This window comes from Paraglaciecola psychrophila 170 (genome assembly GCF_000347635.1).
In the GTDB taxonomy this organism is placed as follows: domain Bacteria; phylum Pseudomonadota; class Gammaproteobacteria; order Enterobacterales; family Alteromonadaceae; genus Paraglaciecola; species Paraglaciecola psychrophila.
The window spans coordinates 4,862,973-4,879,594 of the sequence record NC_020514.1; the positions used below are offsets into that span (position 1 = coordinate 4,862,973).

The following is a 16,622-nucleotide window of genomic DNA, read 5'->3' on the forward strand; positions in this document are numbered from 1 at the left end:
CTAACTGTATAAGTAGATCTAATTAACATGACAAAACCAATTGTACTCAGCGGCTGTCAGCCTTCAGGTCAACTCACCATTGGCAATTACATGGGTGCGCTTCGCCAGTGGGTCAATATGCAAGATGATTATGACTGTTTGTATATGTTGGTTGATTTACATGCGATCACCGTAAGACAGGACCCAAAAGCCCTACATCAAGCTTGTTTAGATGGTTTGGCACTATATATAGCTTGTGGAATTGATCCCGCTAAAAGTACTGTTTTTATGCAATCTCATGTTCCTGAGCATGCCCAATTAGCTTGGTTGATGAATTGTTACACCCAGATGGGTGAACTTAACCGCATGACGCAATTTAAAGATAAGTCGGCGAAAAATGTGTCTAACATCAATGCAGGCTTGTACTCTTATCCAGTATTAATGGCGGCAGATATTTTGTTATATCAAGCTAACCAGGTACCTGTAGGCGATGATCAAAAACAACATCTAGAGTTGGCGCGAGATATTGCCACACGTTTTAATAATGTTTACGGCAAAACGTTCAGCATACCCGACCCTTATATCCCCGAATTTGGTGCCCGAGTGATGAGTTTACAAGATCCAACAAAAAAGATGTCTAAGTCAGACGATAACGCCAACAACTTTGTCGGCCTGTTAGAAGATCCCAAAAAAATAGCGAAGAAAATTAAGCGTGCAGTAACAGACTCGGATGACCAAGCTCGTATTTATTTTGATACAATAGATAAACCCGGTGTATCTAACTTGTTGAGCCTATTGTCATGTGCTACAGGCACCTCAATCGAAGCCCTCGTTCCAAGTTATGAAGATAAAATGTACGGGCATTTAAAATCTGATGCAGCCGATGCAATCGTTGCTTTAATAGAACCAATTCAGCAAAAATATCATGCGTTGCGAGATGACCAGACTGAACTGAATAGAATAATGCATGAAGGTTCTGAAAAGGCCAGCCAACGTGCAGCCATTACCTTAGCTAACGCATACGAAGCGGTAGGCTTTGTTAAACGTCCTTAAATTAATCAGTGGTTGAGGCAGGCCATGCTTCTGTTGATTGACAACTATGATTCATTTACCTACAACTTAGCTCGCTATTTTGAGGAGTTGGGACAAGAGGTATCTGTGGTCCGCAATGATGAAATTGATTGTGATAAAATAGGAACTTTGAACCCTGACTTTTTAGTTTTTTCGCCTGGTCCATGCACACCTGATAGTTCAGGGATAACACTAGAGGCGATAAAAATCTTCGCAGGTCTTATCCCGATGTTAGGTGTCTGTTTAGGGCATCAAGCAATAGGTCAGGTATTTGGTGCCAACGTCATTAAAGCCCAGCAGATAAAACATGGAAAAACCTCACAGATTTATCATTCCCACTCTGCTTTGTTTAAAGATGTTCCTATGCCGTTTGTCGCTACACGTTACCACTCTTTAATCTTAGACGGCGTCAGTATCCCTGATGACTTTAAAGTAACCGCATGGTGTAGCGATAACGCTAACGGCAAAAATAAAGTTTCAGACAACAATAAAACAGAATTAAGAGAAGTAATGGCTATCGAACATAACACACTCCCCATTTTTGGTGTGCAATTTCACCCAGAGTCCTTATTGACCGAATTTGGACATCGCATACTTAATAATTTTCTTAAAAGCCAACATATCTCTGAAGCACGGTAGAAGCCCATAGAAATATTGTCACATTAATGTAAAATTAATTTTTGTATTGTAATTATTCTCTTATATAGCTGATAACGTTAATTACATTCAAAAATTCAAACATCAAAACATCAAAACATCAAAACATTTTTATAAGATTAGAATAATAATGAGCATACTCACAAACACGGAAGAATTAATAAAACAGCGTTTTGAAGCGTTATTTTTAGATGTGAAGGCAGCACAACATAGCGCTATCAATGAGGGTAAACCCGAGTTAAGTGTCATCGAGATTGAGCAAAGTAAAACAGCTCGATCTTTATTGCGGGTTGAAAAACAAGCGATCCGTGAAAAAGATTTAAATATTAAGTCAGATCTTAGCTTCTTAAACACCATCACTGACCAAATCAATATTGAAGTAGCAAAACGCCTAAATGAAAGTATTCAAGATACAGACCATCTATATTCTAAAATCATAGGCATAGACAGATCATTACCCGAATTGCTTGATCTGGTTGGCATTAAAGCAGCGACTATTTCAAAAGTTGAACCTATTGCCACCGAATTGCCATGGTTTTTCAATGACTTAATGAAGTTTGTTAATCAACCTAAATATCGGCGTATAGATAATAAAGGAAAAACGGTAGTAGTTGAAACTATGCGAGTGGGCCTAAGCTTTTTTGGTTTAGAGAATCTAATGACTATACTTACATCTCTAGCCTTTAAACGCTCACTGCCTCAAATCACTGACCCTTACCCACAAATAAAATTAAGGATTTGGGAGGAAGCATTAGCAACAGCAATTTCCTGCAAACAAATAGCTTCTGTGGTGGGTGTCAATCAAGACCATGCTTTTTGCATAGGTATATTACAAACGACGGGCAAAGTGGTGGTATCAAAGTTATACTTCAGGCTCTTCGAAAGCGTGTTGCGAGAAGCCTTATTGGAAACTCACAATGCACAAAAGCATGAAGAACACTCTGCTTTGACCAGAATTACACCATCAGGTCCATTTCTGAACCATTTAATTGATACACACGCACTAAAGATTAGTGCCAAATTAATTGATAAAATGGCGATGAAGAGAGTCATGATAGCCAATGCAATGTTTGAAGTGGCAAATAATGAATCTGCAGTAAACCTATCGCCACTAGCGTTGGTATTAAAGCAAGGCAAAGCCTATGCTCAGTATCGAATGTTAAAAGGGCATAAGCTGATTGATTTACAGCAGTCTAAAGATTTCATACGCACCCTGCGTATGCCTAAAGGCTCTTTAGAATTACTGAAAACAACAGATATGCACTCACTTGACTTAAGTATCAATAACGATTAATTATTTTAAGCATATTCATGCAATCTCTTTAAAATAATTAAATACCCCAATACGGGTATGCGCCATTGGGGTTGCTTGAGGCTGCGAGTGAGAACTATATTATCAGCGACTAAATAGTTATTCACTATTCATGCAAAACTAGATGAATCCCTTTGAAAACGCAGCTTTACATTTAATATGCATAAAGACATGTGTCAAACCTTCTGCCATACTAACTCCCTTTTTTAAGCCAAAATATGACACTGAAGGCAATAGAATGAATGTAACTCGCGACTTGTTTAATGAAGTAATGGTTCCTAACTACAACCCAGCGGCAATAATCCCGGTAAAAGGATTAGGCTCTCGCTTGTGGGATCAAGCAGGTACCGAATACATCGATTTTGCTGGAGGTATAGCGGTCAACGTATTAGGCCATTGCCATCCCGAACTTGTCTCAGCTCTGACAGAGCAAGGCCAAAAACTTTGGCATTTAAGTAACGTTCTTACTAACGAACCAGCGCTTCGCTTAGCCAAAAAACTAACCGATGCTACTTTTGGTGAAAAAGTATACTTTGCCAATTCTGGTGCTGAAGCCAACGAAGCAGCATTAAAGCTAGCTCGACGTTTCGCTCTTGACCATTTTGGCGCACAGAAAGATCAAATTATTTCTTTTAAGCAAGGCTTCCACGGTCGTACCTTCTTTACTGTCACCGTGGGTGGACAAACCGCTTACTCAGACGGTTTTGGTCCTAAACCAGGTGCTATCGAACATGCAGACTATAATGATTTAGCCAGTTTTGAAGCATTAATATCTGACAAAACCTGTGCGGTTATGATGGAACCATTGCAAGGTGAAGGTGGCATAATTAGTCCTACTATTGATTTTGTCAAAGGTGTGCGTGCTTTGTGTGACAAACACAACGCACTACTTATTTTTGATGAAGTACAATCCGGTGTTGGTCGTACAGGCGAGCTTTATGCTTATATGGGGCTTGGTGTGGTACCCGACATTCTCACAACGGCTAAAGCGCTTGGTGGCGGCTTCCCAATTGGCGCCATGTTAACCACCACTGAAATTGCCAAACATTTAAAGATAGGTACTCATGGCAGCACTTATGGTGGTAACCCACTAGGTTGCGCGATAGCCGAAAAAGTATTGGATATTGTAAACACACCCGAAGTGTTGAATGGAGTGAAGCATAAAGAACAACTTTTCCGAAAGGGATTAGAAGCCATCAATGATCAATACCACTGTTTTGAAGAAATTCGCGGTAAAGGCCTTTTATTGGGTGCTGCTTTAAATAAAAACTTTACGGGTCGCGCTAAAGAATTTTTAGTTGCCGCCGCAGAAGAACATTTAATGTGTTTGATTGCAGGTGCTAATGTAGTGCGTTTTGCTCCATCACTTATTATACCTGATGAAGATATTCAAGAAGGGCTAGTACGTTTCGAACGAGCTGTGGCAAAAGTAGTTGGCGCCGACGTTTCATTTAAGTGAGTAAGCGAACATGAAAATTATTCGCCCAATCCATCCTGATGATTATTCGTCACTGAATGAAATTGCCCAAGAATCTGGGGTAGGTTTTACGTCGTTGCCAGTAAACGAAGTTTTGCTTAGAAGTAAGATAGACAAGTCAGTACAAGCCTTTGCCAAAGATGTTGCCGAGCCAGCAGATGAAAGCTATTTGTTTGTAATGCAAGACCAGGACACCCAAGAAGTGGTGGGGACTAGCGGTATTGTGGCCGGTGTAGGTTTGAACGATGCATTTTATCATTACCATTTAAGTAAGGTGGTGCATGCATCACGAGAGCTAGAAATCTACAATAATGTTGATATTCTTACCCTATGTAACGATTACACGGGGGTCTCTGAAATATGTACATTATTTCTGCGCCAGGGTGCAAGAGAAGGCTTAAACGGTAGATTGTTATCCAAGTTTCGTTTTTTGTTTATGATGGAACATAGAAACCGTTTTGCTGAGACTATCATAGCCGAAATGCGCGGAATTAATGATGAAAATGGCCAATCACCTTTCTGGCAGTGGTTAGAAGAACATTTCTTTTCAATGGACTTCCCTACAGCAGACTACCTCACTGGTATTGGTCAAAAACAGTTCATCGCTGAGCTTATGCCAAAATACCCCATTTATGTCAACCTGCTAAGTAAACAAGCCCAGGCCGTGATTGGTCAAGTACATGAAAAAACCAAACCCGCATTACAACTTCTTGAACAAGAGGGTTTTAGTTGCAGAGGTTATGTAGATATTTTTGACGCGGGTCCCACCGTTGAAGCTAATTTAGAACATATCCGCAGTGCGCAAGCTAGTAGAAAAATGCAGATCAAAGTGACGGGTAACATTGATGACAGTCAACCAACATTTTTTGTTATCAATACTACTGTTCAAGACTTTCGTGGAGTGTGCACAACACTGCTTATCGATATAGATACTGAACTTGCTACTATTGGTCAACAGGCCGCCGCCGCACTCGGTGTAAGTGATGGCGACTATATTCGCTTTGCACCTACTCATTTCAGGACATAATCATGAATACGCACACACATTTTATCGCTGACAACTGGTTAGCTGGTGAAGGTCACGACATAAAATCAATTGATCCTGCAAAGAAAAACGTCATTTGGCAGGCTAAATCGGCATCTCAAGAACAAGTTAATTCAGCCGTCAAGGCTGCCCGCTCGGCATTTGCTTCTTGGAGTAATCTGACGTTTGATGAGCGCTTAGTTTTTGTTAAAAAGTTCGCAGAATTACTCGCCCAGAATAAACAAGCTATTGCTTTGAGTATTGCTCAAGAGACGGGCAAACCATTATGGGAAACGGCAACTGAAGTAGGCGCTATGATAGGTAAAATTGCTTTGTCAGAAAAAGCTTACCATGAGCGAACCGGTACAGTAGAAAATGCCATGCCCTTAGGTAAAGCATTTATTCGCCACAAACCCCATGGCGTAGTCGCGGTATTTGGTCCATACAACTTCCCAGGACATTTACCCAATGGACATATCGTTCCTGCACTATTAGCAGGTAATACTATTGTTTTTAAGCCAAGCGATCTTACGCCTTTGGTAGCAGAAAAAACCTTAGAACTGTGGCAGCAAGCTGGTTTACCTGCTGGGGTATTGAACATGGTTCAAGGTGAAGTAGAAACAGGCAAAGCACTTGCCTCTCATAGTGGATTAGATGGCCTGTTTTTTACCGGTAGTTCGCGTACTGGTAGATTGTTACACGAGCAATTTGCTGGGCATCCTGGAAAAATATTGGCCTTGGAGATGGGTGGAAATAACCCACTAATAGTCAAAGATGCGGCGGATATCAAAGCTGTAGTGCACGATATTATCCAATCAGCCTTTGTCACTTCTGGTCAACGTTGTACTTGCGCGCGCCGTTTGTTTATTCAACAGGGTGAAGCTGGTGATGTCATTATGAATAAATTGATTGAAGCCACTAACAACATTCAAGTTGGGATGTATGATGCCGAAGCACAGCCTTTTATGGGCGCAATGGTTTCACAACATGCCGCGTCTTTAATGGTCAAAGCACAACAACAGTTGCTCACCCTTGGGGCGAAATCCTTAGTCGAGCTTAAGCATCTAGATATTGAGTCTGGTTTTGTTAGTCCAGGTATTATTGACGTGACTGACATCATTAAGGATATGCCAGATGAAGAACATTTTGGTCCTTTACTTAAAGTCATTCGTTATACTGACTTTGACCAAGCCATTGATGAGGCCAACAATACTAGCTTTGGATTATCCGCAGGGTTATTGGCCGATAATCAAGCAGACTACGAACATTTTTATCAGCGTATTCGTGCTGGAATAGTTAACTGGAATAGGCCTATTACTGGCGCCAGTGGTGCAGCACCTTTTGGTGGGATTGGCGATAGTGGCAATCATAGAGCGAGTGCTTACTACGCTGCTGATTACTGTTCTTACCCAGTTGCTTCAGTAGAATTAGAAAAAACAACACTACCTGATACGTTGAGTCCAGGATTAAGTATTTAATTTTAGAACGAGAGTTTTAGCGCTATGCATAACAAAATTGATAGATTGTTTAGCCATTTATGGCAAGATTATCTAATTATTACGCCTTCGGCAAAAAAAGTTCATGACTTGTTGGAAGGATACGAGTCTAAACATTTGGGTAAAACGTCTAAATTAGTTAATGACCATATTGCACTGCGCACTTTTAATATAGAAAAAATCAACTTGGATAAACTTGCAGCACATTTCCTAGCACTAGGTTACACCGAGCAAGGCCAATATGAGTTTGTAGAAAAAAAGCTACGTGCTAAACACTTTGAACATACAGATGATACTCATCCCAAAGTATTTATTAGTGAACTTATAGTTGAAGATATGCCTTTTGATGTGCAGCAAATTATTCTGAAAATGACGGATAACATTTCTGATGATGCTGCGGCGCAGGACAACTTCTTGTATTCAGGTACACATTGGCAAGTCAGTCCACAAGAATATGATGTTTTAGCTGCACACTCTGAATATGCAGCTTGGATGTCAGTTTGGGGATTTAGGGCGAATCATTTTACTGTGAGCTTAAATCACATGGGGCATTTTCAATCTCTGGCACAAATAAACACCCTATTAAAAAGTGAAGGTTTTATACTTAATTCTTCAGGCGGTGAAATCAAAGGGGGTCCAGAGGTTTTATTGGCTCAGTCATCTACTATGGCAGACAAAATAGAAGTACAGTTCACTAATTGCAAGAAATTAGTACCTAGCTGTTTTTATGAATTCGCTCAGCGTTACAAGATGCCAACTGGAAAGTTATACCAAGGTTTTGTAGCCGCTTCTGCAGATAAAATATTTGAAAGCACCAATATTTGAACGTACAAATAGCTAACTACGAAAACGTTATAACAATATAATAAAAAAGCCAGTTGTGTAACAACTGGCTTTTTTATGTTTCAGGAATTGTTAAACTCACACTAGACGGTAAACGAAGCACCACAACCACATGTGGTTGTTGCGTTAGGGTTCGTCACTAAAAAGCGAGAACCTTCTAATCCTTCAGTGTAATCAACCTCTCCGCCCACCAAATATTGTAAGCTCATGGGGTCAACCACTAAAGTTACTTCGTTTTTATCTATTGTGGTGTCACCTTCATTGACCTTTTCATCAAAGGTAAATCCGTATTGGAAGCCAGAACAGCCTCCACCGGTCACATACACACGTAGTTTAAGATTTGGATTTTCTTCTTCTTCCACCAACGTTTTTACTTTTCTAGCGGCAGCATCAGAAAATTCAATAGGTAACGCGATTTGCACTGTCATAACTTGCCTCAGTAAAAAATTGAATGACTTTTATTGGGTAGATTATCTAGTACTTGACTAATATGGTCAAGTATTCACTAAGACTAATTAATTCAGAATCAGTTCTGTTAAGCCTAGTAGGGGTTAATGACCCAATCGAATACGGTGGTTAACTCGCCTTTCTTGCGTTTAAACTGAAACATATCAGCATGTACGGATACTTGCTCTGGTTGAAAACCTTCTGGTAAACTTATCTCTCCGGCAATGACCTGAAAATATTTAAAGCTAAAGGTCAAACTTTTTTGCTCTTGATCAGACAACATAGAATCCAATGTATATTGCTTAGCTTTACCATTTTCACTGCCGATTAAAGTAACTTTTAAATTACCTTTAAGGGTATTTTTGGTTTTATTTTGTTGCATCAAAACTAATTCAAATCGAAAAGAATTATCACTCAACGCAGGCTCTAGATTAAACCCCTCAATCAGAAAACCTTGTTCATTCAATTCTGGTGCCATTACTTGTTGATAAAAAGCGAGTTGGGTGCGCAAGTCTTTTTCAACGTCAATGCTTTTTCCAATTTCAATAAAGTGTTGCTGTTGAGTCAGCTTTGCAACCTCGAGTTCAACCCCTAGGATGTTTAAATTTTTAATCAGCTTTTCATTTTCCAACTTAAGGTTATAAATGCTTTTTTCATGTGTGGATATTGTCATTTGTTGTTGAGTGTAATTCGCATTACCCCAGAAAAAACCTAGATACACAGTGACCGCAATCATCACTATTAGAATCAAATAAAATTGAAATGCGCCAAATTTATTTTTAAGTTCAGAAATAATCAATTTATGCCCTTTTAAAAGCGGTAAAACTTTGCCTCGTTGATATAATGTTATCATTTAGTCCTTTAAAATAGTCGATTGATTTATCAAACATTTAATTTTATGGCTGTATGAAAAAGATTAACTCTATAAAATACAGTGACTTGTGATAGAATGTTTTAAATCTCAGTTATCAGCCCATTTGTAATTGTGAACCTCAACACTTTTAGACAAGAACTAGCCACACCACGCACGTCTATACAGCTGTGTATTATCGGTATTGTGGGTGGAATTTGCGCCGCATCCTTAATTATTATATTCCGTTTAAGCGTTGAATGGCTGCAAAAATTATTCTTACCTGAGGTAAATGATTTCGGCGCTTTAGACCCACTCATGCGTTTTTTTCTTCCTTGTATAGGCGCCATAGCTATAGTGCTAATTGCTTATCTGACAGGATTTAAACACTATCGCATGGGGATCCCTTTTGTTATCCATAGAATCAAACACTACTATGGGCATATTCCTTTTAGAACAGCGATTAACCAGTTCTTTGGGGGAACTTTAGCTTTAGTCAGTGGTTTTTCGGTAGGCCGAGAAGGGCCATCTGTGCATTTAGGTGCATTCGGCAGCAGCTTTTTTGGTCAATGGTTGAAGTTTCCTCATAACAGTATTCGCATTTTATCTGGATGTGGTATTGCAGCCGGTATCTCTGCTTCTTTCAACACACCATTTGCAGCCGTAATTTTTGTTATGGAAGTTGTGTTGCGAGAATACAAAATCCATATTTTTATTCCCGTTATGCTGGCTGCAGCTTGCGGCACAGTATTAACACGTATTTTTTTTGGTGAGGCACAAGAGTTATCTTTTATTCAATTCAACGAATTCAGCCGCTGGATTTACATATACTTGATCATCTTTGGTATCTTACTAGGCTGCCTTGCGTCATTGTTTAATAAAACATTGATGCTGGTCATCAGCGGTTTTAGCCGTATAAATATGGTTCGTCGCTTATTAATTGCGGGGCTCATTACCGGCGCAGTAGGATATATTTTACCAGATGCGTTAGGTGCACATTTCCACTCTGCACACGTTTTAATCGCACAAAATGAAAATATTCAGTTGCTAATCGGAGTGGTCGCGGCCAAGTTTTTATTAACTATCTTTGCAATCGGCCTAGGGATCCCTGGAGGCATAATCGGCCCAGTGTTTGTTATAGGGATGCTAAGTGGTGTTATTCTTGCCTTCCCACTAGGTTTTTTATTAGATGACGTCAGTAACTTAAATGGCAGCTTTTCTCTGTTGGGAATGGCCGGGCTGATGACGGCAGTTATTCATGCACCATTAGCGGCATTATCAGCAGTTATGGAGTTATCCTACAGTCCAGAGATGATTCTCCCAACGATCCTGGTGATAGTGCCTGCGTATGTGACTTCTACACAGTTTTTTAGGTAATAGCTCTATTTTTACTCAGCAATTAGATTATCAAAAGTTACCTTATACCATTTCTTCCGTTATGGAATCGCTGCAAAAGACTGGCGTATTAGCTGTTATGAACAAGGAATTTAAACTTTTTAAGAAAAATAATGAAGGTATTGAGGATAACAACAACAACGAGCAGCTAATAAGCATATTGGATAAGGAACATCATAACGCCATAGTTCAACATTCAGTTGATATACAAGGGACTGCTACATATTCATTAATTGAATATGACAAAGGAAAAGACGGTGAAGCAATGCGCTTAAACTTTATTCCAATGCAAGGGGTCAATTTTCAAGCTACGCTAGCTGAAGTTTATAGCTTATTAGAAGTTAACAGAAATGGTGCGGTATATATATTTTCAACCTCAGAAGAAATATTAGGTATTATTACTTGGAAAACACTCAGACACCACCTACATAAAGCAAGTTACTAGGAAGCACAATGATGTTACTTTGGATAAAAGCACTACACGTATTTTTTATGGTTGCTTGGATGTCAGGCTTGTTTTATTTGCCTAGACTGATGGTCTATCACGCACAGACAGATATACAGGAAGTGAAAGATCAGTTCAAAATAATGGAAAAGCGACTCTGGTATTTTGTTACACCTTTTGCCTTATTGACCTTAGTATTTGGGGTATGGTTAATCAATTTATATGGAAAAGAATGGTTTGTTACATCCAAATGGCTACATATTAAACTAATTTTAGTCACTGTGTTATATGCTTACCATGGCTACTTGTTTGTATTAGTAAGAAAATTTTCTAAAGATGAAAATACACATTCTTCACGCTTCTTCCGTTTTTTAAATGAAGCACCAGTTTTGATTGTTTTAGCTATTATCGTTCTAGCGATTGTAAAATATTTCTAAATTTTTGCTCAATACCAATACTCTATAAAAATTCAGGAGAGTCGACATGGATGTCAATCATAAACGACTCAAGCATTTAGCTGTCCAGACTGACGCGGCATTTGAAGAATATAAACAGAATCCAGCATCTGAAAATCACGCTCAAGCCTATGAAGATGCCAAATCTGCCCTCGATCACTATATGCTACAAATCCGTCAATCTATGCTGCAAATAAGTAAAAACTATAAATAATTTAGCATTCCAACAGACATAAATATGGCGCTGGTATTTAATACTATCCTCAGAAAATGTTATGATCGGAGAATCCAGTTATGGGTTATTCCAGTACCAAATACTCATACTCATTAATACCACTGTTCTAAGAGTCAAATTACATGTCAGATAAATTAGCCGGCCACTATTCAGATATCCTTTCAATCTTAGGGGAGGATGTTAGCCGCGGTGGATTAGTAGATACGCCCCAACGCGCGGCCAAAGCAATGCAATTTTTAACTGATGGTTATCAAAAAGATTTAGATGGCGTTGTAAATGGGGCTATTTTCGAAGCAGACACAGATGAAATGGTCATTATACAAGACATCGAGTTCTACTCATTGTGTGAACATCATATTTTACCTTTTATCGGACGTTGCCATATTGCCTACCTACCCAATGGCAAAGTGTTGGGGTTATCAAAGTTTGCTCGCATTGTTGATATGTTCGCTAGACGTTTACAAATCCAAGAAGGGTTAACCAAACAAATTGCCGATGCCGTGCAAAAAGTGACTGGCGCTACAGGTGTAGGGGTGATTATGGAAGGTAAACACATGTGTATGATGATGCGCGGTGTACAAAAGCAGAATTCTTCTATGATAACTTCAGTGATGTTAGGCTCTATGCGCACATCTGATGCCACCCGTAATGAATTTTTGCGCTTAATCGGTAAATAAACCTATGAAAGGCAAAAACGTGTTTAACATCTAGGTTCAATTTCCAGCTGTTTGTGAATGTTAGAGCCTTCGATTTGTTCTCAGACTTACAAATTCCTGTAGCCATAGTTTGACTGATTTTTTCTCAGCCTTTTCTTGTCCGATTTCGCCCAATAGAGGCAATACGACATAGGTATCCAGCCTGGTGATTTTTCGTCGAAAGGGGCAATTGAAAAGTATTTTACCCCGATGTCCCTGTGGCTTTCCTTATATAGGTTTGTAATCTCTTTCAAAGGCTCCTCTGTCCCAGCAGCGGCTAATGCAGCCAGGGAGTCAGCGAAGCACTGGCGGATCCGTGACTGGCGAGACTAATGCATACGCTTAACAACATTGGCTATATGCCGCACTTCAAGCTCGGTAACGGGCACACGCTGGGAGCAGCAAGATGCACAGCCATCTTTACAGCTGATATTTTTTTTGCTTTTACGCTTTGTTCTATTGAGTGAGAAACAATCTGATTGGTAAGTAACTGATAAACTGTACTAACTCAAAAGCTGATACCTTATTGTCGGGAACCGTTACGCAAGAGAAACAACCTCATCGCCAATTTTTAAATCGAAGTTTGCTGTAACGTTTGCCTTTGACTTGGTTTTCATCCAAGAGCCAATTCCGTATCTAAGTTTAGTAATTATACAGGGCTTCGTTGCTGAATTTTCGTTATTCTAAATGGGAAACCCTTGGATTCAACCAATAACACATTAGAAATAACATACAATCATTTAACATTGGTTATAGACCAAAGGTTCAACCTCAGTGCATGCACCACGGATTACATTGAGGTTGAATTTGAAAAATAAATAGGCCTTAATAACCTGCCGCAAATTATTGGCATGAATTTTTCATAAATTTGCGCCGGAGACAACAAGCTCTCTAAGCTGGTGCAGTTAACATTTTATAATGACGACTTAACCAGGTTTCTACTATTGCTTTGCACTTTTAAGGGGCATAAGCACATTTCATATACGAGAAAGACACTATGTTTAAAAAAGTCAGTATCCATTTATTTGTTATTTTTAGCCTCTTATTAATTATTCACAATACTTTTGCAAAAGATAATAGCGCTTACGGGCCAAAAGAATTTTCAGATGAAAATAAATGGACCGCGATTGTTGCCGCCTACGCCCCAGAAATTAAAGCTATTGATGAAGCGTTCAGTCAACTGGCGGATGCTCAAATTAATGAAACAATGATTATCAAGGGGGTCAAATACCAACTGGGTTCTTACAAAGGAGAGCCTGTGGTGATATTTACTACAGGTATAAGTGTACCTAATGCGGCTATGACTATGCAGATGGCATTGGATTATTTCCCTATAGACCGAGTGGTAATGATGGGTATAGCTGGTGCAGTTAATCCTGATTTTCAACCCGGTGACATCTCCGTACCAGAGCGTTGGTACTTCCATGATGAATCCGTCTATGTCAATCCTGATCCTAAAAAAGCCGGTAGTTTTGTATTACCTGATTATTATGAAAGTGCACTTGAAAGATACAAAGAAAGGCGCAGGCAAGATCCCCATTCACCCGCTTATGAAAACTTTGGCTTCATTCATCCAGAAGAAATGACGATAGTTAAACAAGGCTGGGATAAGCCTAAACAAATGCCCTACTTTAGCGCCACACCTGAATTAGTCGAGTTGGCTAAAAAAGCAGTCAAAGCGGTGAGTCCTATTAATATGCCTTCCGGAAAACCTATTCAAATCAAAGTAGGCGGTAATGGTGTCACAGGCTCAGTGTTTCTTGATAACGCCGAGTACCGCAATTGGTTACAACGCGTGTACAACGCTCAAGTTACTGAAATGGAATCAGCTGCTGTTGGGCAAGTCTGTTTTGTTAATGACGTAGATTGGGTAATTATTCGATCTATTAGTGATTTAGCGGGCGGACAACACGGCAAAAATGTTGAAAATGTGTTTGATGGTATTGCTTCAGGTACCGGTACAAAATTAATGATTGGTCTACTTGATCAAATTGTTGCAACACAATTAGCCCAATAACTGGCCAATAATATTTTTTGAAACAATTGAGCTTATATAGGGAATTTTACAAAGGGTAAACTGAATTAAACTACTCGTATGATTGAAAGGATACGGAGTGTAATTATCAGTCAAACAGATTAGAAAACAATATGCTGAAGTTCTCGCAGTGGATGATTTATCTTTTGAAGTTAAATCGGGAGAAATTTTCGCTTTGCTTGGGCCAAATGGTGCAGGTAAATCGTCCACAATTTGTATGTTAATCGACTTAACTTACACTGATACTGGAATGAAGTTTGCAAATATTGAAGGACAAAAGATACCCAAATTAGTCAGTGGCGACATTGGGTATTTACCCGAAGAACGATGGATATATTAAGAGAGCAACATCCAAGACACCCTAGTTTATATGGGTCAGCTAAAAGGGATGTCAAAAGTAAATGTATCACAGCATGCTGAAATGTGGCTAACCAGCTTCAATTTAGCAGAGCGACAAAAGACCAACTGAAAACCCTATCTAAAGGTAATCAACAAAAGGTGCAATTGATAAGTACCATCGTTCACCGACCTAAAATCGTATTTCTTGATGAACCTTTCTCTGGTTTAGACCCCGTTAACCAGGAAAAAGTCATATCATTTCTGCAGTTGTTAAGACAACAAAGTACCACCATTATTCCAGCGCCCAACAAATGTCTTTAGTAGAAAAATTAGCCTACAGGTTTATTTTGATGAATAAAGATAAGGCAACATTATATGGTTCGATTAAAAATATTTGCCAAGTAGCGCAACTAGGAATCAATTTAACGGTGAAATTTAGTGATCCAGTCAGCATTGAATCTTTTTTACTAACCGGGCAAATCTTGCAGGTCATCAGTACTGATAACATCACCATTCAACTCATTTTGGCACCGTCATACCATGTTCCTCAGTTTTTACAAATATGTTAACCGAGCATCAAATTGAAAGCTTACAAACTGAACAACCCAGTTTACATGACATATACATTAACAGTGTCGAAGGAGTCGCATAATGGATAAGGTGCTTTCAGTTACGCGCTGGGAATTTATGCGCAACTTTAAATGGAAACAGGAATTAATAGGCTATTTTTTAATGTTATTAATCTATGCAGCAATTTTTGCTGTTCAGATGTGGAGCCAATCAAGCACCCAGAAAACCGTTAGTTTAGCCGTTATAAGTCAAGTTAGAGACTGAACTAAACAGTAAATTTGTACTGTCTTCGCCAGATATTAGCATCGAAGAGCAACAACTATTCGAGAAGATGGCTGAATTATCGCTGGAAAATATATTAAAGGTTGAGCAGTCAGAAGAGTTTATTCTGTATATTGCTCAGCAAAGTTTTTGGCAACAAGAATTAGAACAAGCACTGGTTGCTGAACAAAAAATATATTGTTAAGGGCGATGGACATTAGCCCGGAACAATTAGAAAAATTACAGAACCCGATATTCATGACGTTTGTAAATCAAGCAGAAGAAGTGATGGGCAGCAGTGTAAAAGTGCTTGGACTGCTTGCAGCCATCTTAAGTGCGATGACCGTTTTAACTAGCTTTGGTTTATCACTCACTTCTGTGACACAAGAAAAACAACACTGTATTATCGAACAATTACTCACCTGCATAAGCCATCAAGAATGGGGCGACGGCAAAGCATTAGGCCTGTGTCTGTCGAGTATTAAAAGACTGTTGACCACATGTTTTATGATGGCAATTGTGTTTACTGGCGTCGCCGTTTTTTAGACGGTGGTAGCGAAATTATGAATGTGTCATCCACAGTAGTAATACAGATTTTAATTTTTTGTGTAACAGGTGTGCTGTTTTGGAATTATGTAATTGTTGGTTTTGCTGCGACCATAGATGACCCTAATCACTCAGGGAAAACTGGGTTGATGTTGCTACCCATGTTACCGGTTATGTTAGTTTTTATTGTTATGGGAGAACCCAATGGCCAGGTAACCAAAGTATTGTCTTTAGTGCCTCTTACCTCTGTCAGCTTTATGCCTATGCGTATCGTTTCAATGAGTGTGCCAGTCTGGCAAGTCGGTTTATCATTGGTATTCTTAGTGGTGGGCGTCTACTACGTTCGTTTATTTGCCGCCAGAGTGTTTAGACCCAACATCACCTTGTTTGGTAAGGAGCCAGATTGGGCGGATATTTAGCGTTGTATGTTAAAAAGCAATCCATAGTGATTCATTAAAAGCTGAACAAAAGCTCAGCTTTTAATGATGAT

Annotated in this window: 20 protein-coding genes and 1 pseudogene; 19 read left to right on the forward strand and 2 right to left on the reverse strand. The window is 39.2% G+C overall.

All coding sequences use genetic code 11. The annotated features are described in order from the left end of the window. The first annotated feature begins 27 nt into the window (after window positions 1-27). From trpS to C427_RS21340, 7 genes are all read left to right on the forward strand, one after another. The gene (trpS, locus tag C427_RS21310; protein ID WP_007641357.1) at window positions 28-1,032 is read left to right on the forward strand and encodes a tryptophan--tRNA ligase; all 1,005 of its coding nucleotides are present in this window, start codon (window positions 28-30) and stop codon (window positions 1,030-1,032) included. A gap of 24 nt (window positions 1,033-1,056) precedes the next feature. Further along, window positions 1,057-1,689 (forward strand): anthranilate synthase component II, encoded by a 633-nt coding sequence (locus C427_RS21315; RefSeq protein WP_007641358.1) that lies wholly within the window; start codon window positions 1,057-1,059, stop codon window positions 1,687-1,689. Between the two features lie 148 nt (window positions 1,690-1,837). Continuing rightward, a complete protein-coding gene (locus tag C427_RS21320) occupies window positions 1,838-3,001 on the forward strand; it encodes an HDOD domain-containing protein (RefSeq protein ID WP_007641359.1) in 1,164 nt (387 codons plus the stop codon). A gap of 256 nt (window positions 3,002-3,257) precedes the next feature. Next, a complete protein-coding gene (locus tag C427_RS21325; protein WP_007641362.1) occupies window positions 3,258-4,478 on the forward strand; it encodes an aspartate aminotransferase family protein in 1,221 nt (406 codons plus the stop codon). A gap of 10 nt (window positions 4,479-4,488) precedes the next feature. Further along, window positions 4,489-5,523: an arginine N-succinyltransferase gene (gene astA, locus C427_RS21330; protein ID WP_007641363.1), complete on the forward strand. Its 1,035-nt coding sequence runs from the start codon at window positions 4,489-4,491 to the stop codon at window positions 5,521-5,523. 2 nt (window positions 5,524-5,525) lie between these two features. Beyond that, window positions 5,526-6,998, forward strand: coding sequence for a succinylglutamate-semialdehyde dehydrogenase (gene astD / locus C427_RS21335; protein WP_007641370.1), 1,473 nt, complete (start codon window positions 5,526-5,528; stop codon window positions 6,996-6,998). Between the two features lie 24 nt (window positions 6,999-7,022). Continuing rightward, a complete protein-coding gene (locus tag C427_RS21340) occupies window positions 7,023-7,841 on the forward strand; it encodes a DUF1338 domain-containing protein (RefSeq protein ID WP_007641371.1) in 819 nt (272 codons plus the stop codon). Between the two features lie 101 nt (window positions 7,842-7,942). On the opposite strand, the gene erpA is transcribed toward C427_RS21340, so the two are convergent. Beyond that, window positions 7,943-8,287 (reverse strand): iron-sulfur cluster insertion protein ErpA, encoded by a 345-nt coding sequence (gene erpA, locus C427_RS21345; RefSeq protein ID WP_007641372.1) that lies wholly within the window; start codon window positions 8,285-8,287, stop codon window positions 7,943-7,945. A gap of 113 nt (window positions 8,288-8,400) precedes the next feature. Continuing rightward, window positions 8,401-9,159 (reverse strand): DUF6776 family protein, encoded by a 759-nt coding sequence (locus C427_RS21350; protein ID WP_007641373.1) that lies wholly within the window; start codon window positions 9,157-9,159, stop codon window positions 8,401-8,403. A gap of 132 nt (window positions 9,160-9,291) precedes the next feature. Between C427_RS21350 and C427_RS21355 the strand changes: the two are divergent. From C427_RS21355 to C427_RS21400, 12 genes and pseudogenes are all read left to right on the forward strand, one after another. Next, window positions 9,292-10,996, forward strand: a pseudogene (locus C427_RS21355) (chloride channel protein). 8 nt (window positions 10,997-11,004) lie between these two features. After that, a complete protein-coding gene (locus tag C427_RS21360; RefSeq protein WP_007641375.1) occupies window positions 11,005-11,433 on the forward strand; it encodes a CopD family protein in 429 nt (142 codons plus the stop codon). A 46-nt stretch (window positions 11,434-11,479) separates the two neighbouring features. Further along, window positions 11,480-11,665, forward strand: coding sequence for a hypothetical protein (locus C427_RS21365; protein ID WP_007641376.1), 186 nt, complete (start codon window positions 11,480-11,482; stop codon window positions 11,663-11,665). Between the two features lie 143 nt (window positions 11,666-11,808). Beyond that, window positions 11,809-12,363 (forward strand): GTP cyclohydrolase I FolE, encoded by a 555-nt coding sequence (gene folE / locus C427_RS21370; protein WP_007641377.1) that lies wholly within the window; start codon window positions 11,809-11,811, stop codon window positions 12,361-12,363. A gap of 1,015 nt (window positions 12,364-13,378) precedes the next feature. Continuing rightward, window positions 13,379-14,398, forward strand: a complete 1,020-nt coding sequence (locus C427_RS21375) for a 5'-methylthioadenosine/S-adenosylhomocysteine nucleosidase family protein (RefSeq protein WP_007641380.1) — start codon at window positions 13,379-13,381, stop codon at window positions 14,396-14,398. Window positions 14,399-14,546: 148 nt separating this feature from the next. Continuing rightward, on the forward strand, window positions 14,547-14,756 hold the full coding sequence (locus C427_RS28365; protein WP_015431314.1) for an ATP-binding cassette domain-containing protein: 210 nt from the start codon (window positions 14,547-14,549) through the stop codon (window positions 14,754-14,756). Between the two features lie 83 nt (window positions 14,757-14,839). Continuing rightward, window positions 14,840-15,076 carry an ATP-binding cassette domain-containing protein gene (locus C427_RS28925; RefSeq protein WP_015431315.1) on the forward strand — a complete coding sequence of 79 codons (237 nt, stop codon included), beginning with the start codon at window positions 14,840-14,842 and terminating at the stop codon, window positions 15,074-15,076. After that, entirely contained in the window at window positions 15,067-15,324 is a 258-nt protein-coding gene (locus tag C427_RS21385) for a hypothetical protein (RefSeq protein ID WP_007641382.1), read from the forward strand. Before C427_RS28925 ends, C427_RS21385 begins: the two co-directional genes overlap by 10 nt. An 82-nt stretch (window positions 15,325-15,406) precedes the next feature. Continuing rightward, on the forward strand, window positions 15,407-15,589 hold the full coding sequence (locus tag C427_RS21390) for a hypothetical protein (protein ID WP_007641384.1): 183 nt from the start codon (window positions 15,407-15,409) through the stop codon (window positions 15,587-15,589). A gap of 67 nt (window positions 15,590-15,656) precedes the next feature. Further along, window positions 15,657-15,791: a hypothetical protein gene (locus tag C427_RS28370; protein ID WP_007641386.1), complete on the forward strand. Its 135-nt coding sequence runs from the start codon at window positions 15,657-15,659 to the stop codon at window positions 15,789-15,791. Between the two features lie 5 nt (window positions 15,792-15,796). Then, window positions 15,797-16,132 carry an ABC transporter permease family protein gene (locus C427_RS21395; protein ID WP_034899997.1) on the forward strand — a complete coding sequence of 112 codons (336 nt, stop codon included), beginning with the start codon at window positions 15,797-15,799 and terminating at the stop codon, window positions 16,130-16,132. 17 nt (window positions 16,133-16,149) lie between these two features. Continuing rightward, the gene (locus C427_RS21400; protein ID WP_034900000.1) at window positions 16,150-16,551 is read left to right on the forward strand and encodes an ABC transporter permease family protein; all 402 of its coding nucleotides are present in this window, start codon (window positions 16,150-16,152) and stop codon (window positions 16,549-16,551) included. Window positions 16,552-16,622: the final 71 nt, after the last annotated feature.